At 43.0% G+C, this 11,326-nt stretch carries 2 protein-coding genes; one reads left to right on the top strand and one right to left on the bottom strand.

What is annotated here, in order from left to right:
* Positions 1–356 (top strand): methionine adenosyltransferase domain-containing protein (locus tag BKH46_RS08875; protein ID WP_172402615.1); only part of this gene is annotated, 356 nt, incomplete at its 5' end.
* A 924-nt stretch (positions 357–1,280) separates the two neighbouring features.
* Here BKH46_RS08875 and BKH46_RS09575 read toward each other — a convergent pair.
* On the bottom strand, positions 1,281–11,258 hold the full coding sequence (locus tag BKH46_RS09575) for a hypothetical protein (RefSeq protein ID WP_216358718.1): 9,978 nt from the start codon (positions 11,256–11,258) through the stop codon (positions 1,281–1,283).
* Positions 11,259–11,326: the final 68 nt, after the last annotated feature.

Genomic DNA, 11,326 nt, shown 5'->3' with positions numbered 1-11,326 from the left:
GCAAGGTCGATAGAAGCGCTGCTTATGCAGCTAGGTATGTCGCTAAAAATCTCGTGGCCTCTGGGGCGTGCGAGAAAGCGACCGTGCAGCTTGCTTATGCTATCGGCGTGGTTGAGCCTGTGTCTATTTATGTCGATACGCACGGCACTTCAAAGTTTGATGATGCAAAGATTGAAGCTTGCGTGCGCAAGGTATTCCGACTCACGCCTAAGGGTATCATCGAGAGTCTTGACCTGCTCCGACCTATCTATAGAAAAACAGCAGCTTATGGGCATTTTGGCAGAGAATTGCCTGAATTTTCGTGGGAAAAGACAGACAAAATCGGAGAAATCAAAGAGTTTTTAAACTTGGTTTAAAGATTCGCTGATAACAATCATTGGGGTAGTTTTGGTTTGTTGATTTGGGATTTCTTTGTGAAATCTTAAGACCTACTCTTTCGATTTAAAAAGCTAAAAGCTCTTTTATTCTCTCTCTTTTCCAAAAGGCTTTTTCTCTCCTTTTCAAAAAAGGGGTTTATCCTCCCCTAACATAATGGGTGGGTGGGTCAAGACCTTAACCCCGAAAAAACTCTTTTTTTCTCCAAACCATCATTATACGATGGAGGGGGAAGCTCGCTATCCTCCCCTATCTATTTTCATTGGGATTTTTACAAATCCTAAGACCACTCACACGAGCTAAGCCCTCTTGCGCTCCTAAAGGATAGAGTTAGCCCCAACTGCGTTGGTCGCTCAACTCGTTTTCAGAGGTTCGCACTTCTGTAGTCTTAACTCTGCCTTTTAACACCCTTGCTGAGGGCGAGCAAAGGCAATTAAATCCGAGGTTTTTTATCCTTGCTTTTCTGCCTTTTGCCTTTGCGTGCAGTGGGTGGGGGCAGGTTTTAGGAAGGGGGAGGTCTAGCTTGAACTAAGTAGAACCCTCCCCCTCCTAAGAAAAAGAAATTCTTTTATTTGTATTTGAGCACTGCGGACTTCGCAATTTGAGCCCCCTTCCCCCTCTCATAAAAGAGTTTTAAAAGTATTTTTGTATTTGATTTAGTTTGCTATTTAATTTCATTGGGATTCTAAAGAATCCTAAAGACCACTACAGAGAGCTAAGCCCTCTTTCGTTCCTAAAGGATAGAGTTATGATAAGCAAAGCTTCTCATCAACTCGTTTTTAGAGGTTTGCACTTCTGTAGTCTTTTTTCTGTCTTTTAACACCCTTGGCTTTAGAGCGAGCAAAGGCAATCCCCCTCCCCCTTTTTTGAAAGAAATAAAAAGTGCAAGGGCGCACAAAGGGATTTTACTTCACCTCATACATCACAGCATAAGACTTAGGATTGTTGTCAATGTCTTGGACAATCTTGTCTGCTTGGGGTTTGTTTTCTATCAAGGTGTCTATGTTTTTAAAAGGTCCCATCAAGTAACGTTTAGCATCTTTGTTTTCAAACATAAAGTCATAGACACGATAAGAAGACTTATCAATCAGGCTTGTAGCCTTAGGGTCGTTTTGAGTGAGGACTGCTACTTGGAGGTAGAGTCCTTTTTCTGGGAAGCAACCTTGGCAGCCTGTCTTTTTGCCTTCCTTTTGTGCTTGGGTGAAAGAGATGGTTTGTTTGTCTTTTAAGACTTCTGCTTTGGTTTGGGCTTTAATGGGCTCTTGTTTGGGCTGAAAGCTCTCTTGTTGTTTGTTTTGTAAGGAACGTTCTAGTTTGGAAGCTTTTTGACCAAAGCTCATTCTTGCTCCAATGTTGGCATTGTAATCGAAGTTATACACACCAAAGAAAGTTCTACTTAGATCTGCATACACTCTCCAGTTTTCATCAATGACTACATTGACCCCTAAGGATACATTGAGTTTGTTATTAGCTAGTGTTGTGGCGTTGATATCAGGATTAGCTAGAGTGTTAGCGCCTGTTTGGACTAAGGTTGAAGAGCCTCCTGAGTTGATTTCATTGATATAAGAGAGTCCAAGTCTTAGATCTGTGCGCACACCTGTTTGGGATTTGAAATGCTTCCCAAATACAGCACCCACTCTAGAGATAAAGGCATTGTCCCCTTTGAGTTTGGCTTCAACAAGTGCAGAGTTGATCGAAGCATTGTAGTTAGCGCCTTGGATATAACCATAGATGAGCTCTGCTTGGGGCTCGATATAATAGCCTTTAGTATAAGGATTGGAATTGCCACTAAGGAGTTTATCGATTTCATAACGATAACCCACTTCACCCCCTAGTAAGAAGGCATTGGAATATACAGAGTTTGCTGAGCTTAAGCGCTGCAAGTTAGCGTCATTGAAGCTAATGCGATTACCTAGGTTTAGATATTTCATACTCGCATCCACATAAAAGCCATTGTCCATAATATAAGTGTTATAGAGTCCAAGTCCTAAGTTTCTGCCTGTAGAAGTATAACCCCCTCCTTTAGAAGAGATAAGAGTTGCCTCAGCGCTCACACCAAGATAATTCACACCTCCACTGACATCAAATTTCTTGTCATAGCCAGCTTGGAGTGTGGTGTAGTAGTCTTGGTTGGAGTATTTATCTGAACCTGCACCATTGATGATTCTAGCCCATACGCCATCTTGTGCACCAATCCCTCTGAGTTCGCCCATTCTGAGATTGAGGTTATTGGTTGCAATCCTAAAGCCACGATAGAAAGCACCCAATGATTGCTCTAAGGGCTTAATCGCGCCTGAATCTTTAGAGATATTCATGGCTGTGAGATAATAATAGAGTGTTTGGGACTTATCGTTAGGATTTAAGACAGCTGTGCCATTGATGGTGTTGTCATCTTTGGTGGTGGTGCTAGTGTCTGTAGTTGCGCCTGTGATGGCAGTAGCACTGCCCTCGCTTTGTGTTTTATCTGTAGTATCAGTTTTGTCAGTAACAACAGAGGCTGTGGCTTTGACTACTGGGACATAGCGATAGAGTCCGAGTGAATAGCCCACAGCTTGGAAATAACCTGCATTGACAGCTTTAGAGTTTTGAGTGTTATTGATGGTGGCTAAAAGGATTGGGCTAGTGATTGTGCCATCACCCCTATCAACAAAGACTTGCAAGAGGTTAGTTTGTCGATCGACACCTTTTTGGCTAGTATCCCCTGCAATACCTGCCATTGCTTCTTGGATATTACCAATCCCATCGATCACGAGTTTATCTGATTGTGAAGTGATGGTATCGACTCCGAGTCTAAAGACAGCTTGGTCTAAGTCTGCATTTTTGGCTGTGAGTGTATGGGGGGTAAAGCCTGTAGGAGCGCTGAGTCCTGCATTTGCTAGAATCGCTCCATTGAGCGCTGCGCCACCCATGGCTTCTGTATTGCCCATTGCGCGATTGCCTCTTAAATCAATCACAGAGCCATTTTGAGCAAAGGTTGCAGTATCTAGGATTGCATTGCGTTGGTTTGCATCTTTATTATAGACAAAGAGATATTCAATGGTTGAATCCCCTGTGAGCACCCAAGTAGCTGTTTTATTGGAAGCATAATCTCCAAATACATAGGCATTAGAAGATGCCACATATTGTGTGGTTGTTTGGGTGGTTGGGGTATCGCCACTTCTAGCTGTTGGGGTGGTGGTTTGAGTTTTTGTGATGGTTTGAGAAGAGTCATTGATAGCCCCAATGAGTGAAGTATTCCCTCCAAAGCCTTTGATTTGCGCTTTGGTGATACCATCTGCGCTCACACCTTCTTTTGTGAGGTCGGTGGTGGCTGTGTTGAGATTGATATCTGCAATCACAGGAGCTGATTTGGCAAAGGAAGAGAAGTCATAGACTGAGTTGGCATTTTTATTGACAATAGCAACCCTTGAGCCCACACCAATTTTTGCATTGACTAAGGCTGTGGTAGAAATATCTGAGAGACCACTGAGTCCTCCTTTAGAAGTATTGCCTGCTAGAAGCACACCAGAGCTTTGATTGCCTAAGAGAATACTTTGATTTTTAGCTTCTGCACTTGTGTTATTGAGATCTCCATAGATAGCAGTAGCTCCATCAAAGGCAAATGTGCCCTCATTAATTTTTTCCTTCTTTTCTTCTGCGCTATCTGTTGGAGTTGTAGCACCTGCATAGAGGATATTATTGATTTGGTCTTGTGAGAGCACGCCTGCATCAAAGAAGCTATAGCTAGAGGCCACATCGCCCCCTTTGATGACAAGGTCTTTGTTGAAACTATTTTGACCTAAGAAAGTAATAGTCTTAGTCGCATCCCCTTCGATCAAATTCCCTGTCAGGCTTGCATCGATCCCTCTGTCATTATGGGCAGAATCTGAGAAGGTAAGATTTAGCGCAATGTCTTTGGAGTATTTGACCTCTGCGCTACCTCCACTTTCTGCACTACTAGAGCCCTCTCCACTACTTCCCCCTGCACTGCTGCCTCCACCTTGAGTATTGTCTTTAACCTTATTGGCAATGATATTGCCGATGACTTTGGTGTCTGTGATACCGATGGTGCCTTTATTGATTGTGATATTTTTATAAGTTGTTGAGCCATCAGTTGTGGTCTTGTTTTCTTCATTGATAAAAGCATTGAGTGCATCGGCAAACTCTTGGTGCTTTTCTGTAGAAGTGTTATTGGCTAGTGTGAGTGTGCCTAAGTCTTTGAAGATATAAGCTGAGTCTTTAGAATAGCTGCTCTCATTGATCTGGCCTTGGAATTTATAAGCCTTTATACCTGTTTGTGTGCTGTCATCTGCTTTGGTAGAGCCATGGAAATCAAAGATGATATATTGCGCACCCATTTGTGCTTGATAGATGTTTTGCGCAACTTCAGGATCAGGGAGGTTGTTAAAGTCAATGACTTGGTAGTTTTCTTGAGTTCCCAGTGCATTTCTAATGGTGCCAACTTGGAAGGAGTTTCCAATCCAGCCAATCGAGCCATTGAAGACTCCATTATCCCCTGCAAAGAGTCCAATATCGATTTTACCAAAGTCAATGAAGTTATAGACATTGTTTTTATTGTCATTAGCAATCACAAGACCTGTGCCATCAGATTTTTTAGTATAAGAGATGCTGCCATCATCTTTGGTAGTTTTATCATAGCCAGCTACAAGGGAGTCTTTACCGATGAAATTTAAAGTCATTGCGCCATTGGTATAGCCCACAGATTGGCTCATTGTATTGGCTTTGTCTAAGTTGATTCCATAGGTTGTGCCATTGAAGCTTTGGAGATTATTGACAAAGTCTTTGGCAGCTGTGCTGAGTTCGATCTTGCTATCTGCTTGAGTTTTGCCTCCCTCGGTTTGGGTGTCTGTGTTTTCAGTGCCACTATTTTCCGTAGCATTACTTTCAGTTTTGCCATCAGTATTTTCTGTTTTTTCTAAGGTTTCTAATGTGTGCTTGTCATCATTGAAAGTGATCGTGAGGCGATTGAAATTAGATTTATCAGAATCTGCATAGGTGGGTGTAGAGCTAGAGCCATCTACACTTGGAGTGCTAGAGCTTGGGCTTGTAGGCGAACTTGTGCCACTATTTTCAGAGCTATTGCTTGGGACTGATGGAGTGGCTGTGATGGTGGGTGTGCCCTCTCCTGTGGTGGGGTCATAGGTGATGGTCACTCCTGCTTTGTCTTCTAGGGCAGAAGTCACAGAAGTGTTGATATAAGAAGCATTGCCTTTGAAACCTTTGATGGGGTCTAGTTTGAAAGTCGAGGCTTCTTCTGTGAGTGTGGTGGTTTCGCCAGTTGTGGTGGATTTGAAAGTCCCTGCGCCATCAAAGAAGGCATTGGTATTAGCATTGCCACCCATGAGCTTACCATTAGCTCCCAATGCATCTTTACCTAAGAAGGCAATATAGCTAGCCTTTGCATTATCCCCTAGTGTGATTGTGCCATCAAGGCTAGATTTATTGACATTAAGGATTGAGCCTGAGAGAGTGCCAAAGGCATCTGTGGTGAGATTGGTCACTTGACCCTTGTCATCTTTGATACGTACAAATTCATAATCGTGGGGTTTATTGTTGTCTGTGTCCCCACTAGCTCCTTTGGTGACACCATCAGCATTTCTTTGATCAAAGATAGCGCTCAAGCCTAGATTGGATTTAGAGAGATCAGCATCTTTGATGGTAGTCCCCAGGAGCCTAATGGTTCCATTGCCTCCAGTTTGATTGAAGGCTGCGAGAGATTTATTGATTGAAGCTGTGGTCTCAGCAGTATTTGTGGTGAGTGTGCCTGCGTTTATAAAGCTAAAGAGTGAATTAGAATTGGTGGAAAGGATGGCTGTGACTTTATCTTGAGCCATCGTATCTGCATAGTCTGGACTCAAGGCTTGGTTACCAATAAATGTGAGTTCGACTCCTCCATTGATTTTAAGCTCGCCTAGGGAGTATTGAGACTCTGCAATATAGCCATTTTGTCCATAGGTCTCGGGTGGAGTTGGAGTTGTGCCATCTTTATTTGTCGTGTCTGTTGTGTCTTTATTTTCTGTATCGCCCTCTGTTGCAGGAGTGGGTTTAGTGATGGAAGCAATTTTATCAGAATTCAAAGAGAGATTATAGGTATCTCCTTGTTGTTTTAGTGTTGTATAGAGTTCTTTAAAAGTATCAGTGGATTTGGCAAAAATCATTTTGATCGTGTTTGGACCTGTGCCATAAAAACTATTAGAGGTGGCATCTCCTGTGATAGAAGTCCCCCTTGTGTAGAAGTTATTATACATATTCCAACTACCCACATCAGAGTATTGTGTCTTACCCCCTGTATAAGAAGTATCAATGGCTACATTTGCGCCTGTATTGACTAGATTGACATTCATTAAGTTCATGGGGTTTGTGTTGCCATCGTGGAGTTTTAAGGTGATCACTCCTGTGTCTTTTTGGGTGGTGTTATCCCAGCCTGTAGAGCCTGAATCTGAGGTTTTATCTAAACTTCTTAGTGAGTGCAAGCCCACAGCTGAAAGGCTGGAGCCATTGACTCCTAGACCTATCATATTAGTCTGGAAATAAGAGGCATTATTTGAGTCGGTGGTATCAAAGCTGAGTTTGAAGAAAGTCCCAGAAGCAGAGCCTTTGAGGGAGTCGCCATTGTCTGTGTAGAAATTCCCAATGATGGTAGTCCCAGAGCTTTGGACATTGCTGTTTTTAGCAAACTTTGTGCCCTCAGAGGTTTTATTCCAGAGTGTTTGGGTAGCAGAGCTTGTTGTAGTTGTATCTGTGTTTGTAGCAACAGTGGTGGAGCCATCTGATGAAGTTTGAGAGTCTATCTTATCGACAATGGTTTTATCTGAAGTGGCTAGCTTGATGACTCCTGCGTTGGTGAATTTGAGTGTGGAGACTCCTGAACCAATGATAAAAGTGGAGGCTTTGCTTGTATCTGTTGTGTTAGTAGGAGGGGTGGAGTTATTGATGGTGACATTTACAGAGCCATCTTTTGAGCCGATGTAACTGCCTTCTCCTAGTTTGGCTGTATCATCAAAGATAGCTTTGATAAAACCTCCTTGATTAGAGCCACTTGCTGTGGAATCTTTGCTTGTAAGGAAACTTCCTTTAAAAGAAATATTTGCAATATCGAGCACAGAGCCAGCTTTGAGTGTGCCATTTGTGGAGTTGCCCTCAAGTGTGATGTCAGCAACTAAGGGATTAGTCGTTGAGGGCGAGCCATCTGCATTAGTAGAAGTGATTGGCTCTCCGGCTCCAATGAGATTAAAGACTTTATCATCTCCTGCAATGGAGACTTTAATGGTCTTTTCAGTGCTAGCAAGGGCATCATTGCCATACAGACCTAAACTCACACCCCCTTTGGTGGATTTGATCTCTGAGACATTATAGAGTGAAGATTTGTTGAGTTCAGAATTGAGCCCTCCAATTTTAAGCCTTGAGCCATCTGCTCTGCTATCAACATAGATCCCTATGCCATATTTAGACTCAATCTTGCCATCATGCCTTGTAGATCCCCCTTGTGTTTGATCACTATAACCATAGATATTTGAACCATAGAAATTGAAATGGGCATCATCAGCTAAGTTTTGAGAAACTTCACCAAATTTATCTGAACTAGAAGCTGCCCTTAGATGGACACCATTGTCTTGGAGGGTCTTAAAGAGTGCATCTGTGCCATTGCTAGTTGTGCTGTCTCCATCCCAATAGATAGTGTTATTGGGTGCTTTGGTATCAGATGTGGGAACAATTTTAGTGAGATTGATGAAATTAAAGGTCGAGCCAGCATTGCCTGCAACATAATAGGTCTTGTTAGTCTCGCTTGAGCCAATCTTATCATTTCTTGTATTGCCTGTGAAATCAAAGAAGATATTTTTAGCCAAAGAGCCATCTTTTTCAGCTTGGGTCATGACAATATTGCCTGTGAGTGCATCGATCCCTTGGGCGTATTTTTCTGAATCTGCAATGGGTCTAAAATCAATGGTGGCATTGGTCTGGAGGAAATCGCCTTTGATGATACTTTGGTCTAGGACAATATGGGCAAGTGTATTTGCGATTTGGGCTGAGTTGATGGAGCCTACTTTTTTAAAGGTGAAAGTTGAGAGATCATTGAGCTTATGGATTGTGCCTGTATAGAAACTATTTTCAAAGTCAGGATAGGCATAACCCCCATCAAATGTGATGTCATAGACTGCTGTGGATTTACTTGCATCTTTAGAGCCAATATCAAAGTTGATCACATAGCCACTTGGAGTGCTTTCAGTGGTGTTTTCAGAGACCTGAGCGTTATTGCTTGTATCAGCAGCAGCAAGGGCAGCAGAAGTGAGTGCATTTTCAGCGCTTGGAACTGAGGGGGTGCTTTGGGCTGCAGTGCCACTTGTTTGGGCCTTGCTATCAGCTTGGTCGGCTTGGACATCTGTGCCACTTGTTTCAGTGCCATTTTCAGGAGTTTTAGAATTTTCTTCAGCCTTGAGCGCATTAGCTTTTTGAGCTTCTGCTGCTAGTTGGGCAGCTGTTTTGCCACCCCAGTAGCTCGCATTAGCTTGATTGATGGTGGCAACGATTTTAAGGTTAGAGCTTTGGATATCTAGTGTGGGTTTTTTGCTTCCATCACTATCAGAGCTTGCAACTTCTGTGGGTGTGATCCCTGTGTTGCCATAGAAATTGAGTGTATTGTTGGGGACTTGGGGGGCAAGGGGTGTGCTATCTTGGGCTGTGCTTGTATTTCCATTTGTGGCACCTTCTGTGGGAGCTGGAGCTGGGGTTGTATTGACGCCACTGATGTTAGCTGCAAGCACAGAGCCTGTGTCAATGAGATTGATGGTGGTATTAGCTAAAGAGCTACCTAGGGCTGTGTAGTTGATGGTGGTATTGCCATTTCCACTATCAGCTGTAGGCTTAGCCACTCCAAAGCCTGTGGATTTATTACCAATGAAAGTTATGGTGAGAGGAGCGGGGGAGGATTTGCCATCTTTGTCTGGTATTGTAGTGAGTGCTGTGGCAATGTTTCCATAGAGTGCGTTGGCATTATTACTAAAGCCTGTGTAGTTGTAATTACCCACACGTGTGAGATCTGTAGAGAGGGTTTGAGAAGAGTCTTTATTATAAAAGACAGCAACATTATTGGTAGAAACTCCATAGGCTTTGAGTTGTGGAGAATAGATTTTAGCATAACCAAAGCCATCGAATTTGTCTGCAACAATTGTGGCATTATCGATATAGACATAATTATTGTAAGAGATAATATCAGAGGTTTTTACATCAGCTGGGGTGAGAGAAGAGTCTCCATTACTTCCTCCACCATTTGCCCCTGCACTACCACTATTAGCTTGGGTTTGGTAGTTTTTAGAAAAGGTGAAGGTGCCATTTCTTAAGATGATCTGACCGCTTGTGCTAGTGCCTGTGATTTTAGCGTTTTTACCCAAAGAGCCTGTGCCTGTTAAGACAACATTGGAATTGATAGCGCCAAGTTTGACCTCTCCATTTAAAGAAGATTTATTGACTTTAAGAATCGAATCAGAGAGGGCACCAAAGGCATTAGTGGTCACATCAATGGTATTGCCATTTGCATCTTTATAGGTGGCATAGCCATTGTCTGTATTGGATTCTTCTCCATTGGCATCGCGGTTGTCAAACTGCAGATTGAGTTTATTGAGTTTAGAGTTAGAGAAGTCAGCATCCACTAGGTTTGTGCCTAGGAGTCGGAGCTCTCCATAGTTATCAATGTTTGTAAAGGCTGCTAAGATTTGATTGGGTGTGTTGGTGTCTGTATTGCCAGTGCTACCATTAGTGGGGGTAGCTGTGGTGAGTGTGCCTGCATTGATGAAACTATAAAAAGAGCCTGTATTGCTTGAGGCAACTTTAGTGACTTTGTTTGCAGCAATTGTAGAGCTGTATTCTCCGATGGAATCTGCGCCGATGAAGGTGAGGTCGAGTTTGGAGGTGGTGAGGAATTGGCCGATGGCAAAGCTTGAGCTTGCAACATAGGCATTTTGCCCATAGGTTTGATTGTTAGTCGAATTAGTTTTAATGGTATCTGCAATGGCAGCGTTTGTGATATCAAAGTTTTTATTCTCTGTGGTGCTTTCTGTATTATCTGAATTGGTTGTGTTGGATGGATTGGGCACAATGGTTGCTAAGCCCTTGTTATCAGTGGATTTTGCAAAGACCATCGTAAAGCCTGAGTTATCAGCAGTCTTGCCATAGAAACTATAGTTTAAGTCTGTGATGGTGGTGTTTGCTGTGCCTGTTAGGCTTGTGCCTCTGATATCAAAGTCATTGAAGATATTCCAAGCTGCTATGCCAGAGTTGTTGATTGCTTTTTGGTTGGCGTTGAGAGCAGTAGTAACTCCACTATAGCTCGGAGAAAGGGCTAAGGTAGCGCCTGTGTTGTTGAGATTGATTGTGCCAACATTACTAGGACCTCCATCGAGTGTAGCTAGGGTGATGACTCCTGTGTCAGTTTTTGTAGCGGGGTCATAGCCTGTGCTAGCGTTTGTTTGTCCATTTTCTGTGTTGCCATTTGTTTTATCCATAGACCGGAGTGAGCCAAGACCTGTAGCACTTAGGCTTGAAGCGCCCACGCCAAGACCGATGTAATTGGTTTGGAGATAGTTGCCTACTCCATTATTGGCTTTGCTTTGTTTGGTCGTATCAAAGCTTAGGTTGTAATACACGCCTTGGTCTTTGCCTACTTTGATGGAGTTATTATTAGCAAAGTAGAGATTGCCAATGATAGTCGTGCTTGAACTCACAAGAGAAGAACCAAGGGCAAGGGCTATGCCATTAGCAGTGTCTGAGCCAGTGGCTGTGTTTGCCTTGAGACCCTCTAGTTTGAGTGTGCCTTGGGCATTGTTGAGTGTGAGTTTGTTGCCTGTGGCAGTGGTGTTAGCAAATGTGATGGTCGCAGGGGAGATCACATTGGTGGAAGTGTTTTTCAGATCTCCATTGTAATATTTATCGAGTAAGGTTTTGTCTGTGGTGACAT

Source organism: Helicobacter sp. 12S02634-8, from assembly GCF_002272865.1.
In the GTDB taxonomy this organism is placed as follows: domain Bacteria; phylum Campylobacterota; class Campylobacteria; order Campylobacterales; family Helicobacteraceae; genus Helicobacter_J.
Note: the sequence above shows the minus strand (reverse complement) of the source record. Positions and strands in the feature narration are given on the sequence as shown.